The 546-nt window shown below is 45.8% G+C and carries 1 pseudogene; it reads left to right on the top strand.

The annotated features are described in order from the left end of the window. Positions 1–64: 64 nt before the first annotated feature. A pseudogene (locus ABZJ92_RS22215) lies at positions 65–427 on the top strand (tyrosine-type recombinase/integrase); the annotation flags it as partial. Between the last annotated feature and the right edge of the window lie 119 nt (positions 428–546).

Raw genomic sequence — 546 nt, 5'->3', positions numbered from 1 at the left:
AAGTGCATGAACTGCTGCCCTGGAACTTCTCGTCTGTAAAATAATCCTTACGCTACGTACTTCTCGGGGCGCTTACGAACAAATTAAGCCTTTTCTCGAAAAGGCCATGACAATGTACAATGATGTTCTTTTCCCTGGAGAAGACATAAACAAACCGATCAGCATCGCTGCAGCCAACCGATTCGTAAATAGAATAAGGGGAGGGATGGATCTAGGTTACTGGCGAACACATGATTTCAGAAGAACGCTTGTTACACGGCTGTCCGAGATGAATGTCGAGCCTCATGTTACTGAGCGAATGCTCGGTCATGAACTTGGCGGGATAATGTCCGTATACAATAAACACGACTGGATAGAGGCTCAGCGCAAAGCGTATGAGCTTCACGCTGATAAATTGTTCTGGCACATCAGGAGCATTTCTGATTAACGCCACCGTTAAGAATCCACCCTTCAACAGCTTCACGAAGGTATGAAGTGGTCAACAAAAACTGGCCACCGAGTTAGAGTTTTTCCAGTATCGATTTTCCGATTCGTTTGGGGGTAACC

Origin of the sequence: Shigella sp. FJ200513 (genome assembly GCF_040495915.1) — a bacterium.
GTDB lineage: Bacteria > Pseudomonadota > Gammaproteobacteria > Enterobacterales > Enterobacteriaceae > ECMA0423.
Note: the sequence above shows the minus strand (reverse complement) of the source record. Positions and strands in the feature narration are given on the sequence as shown.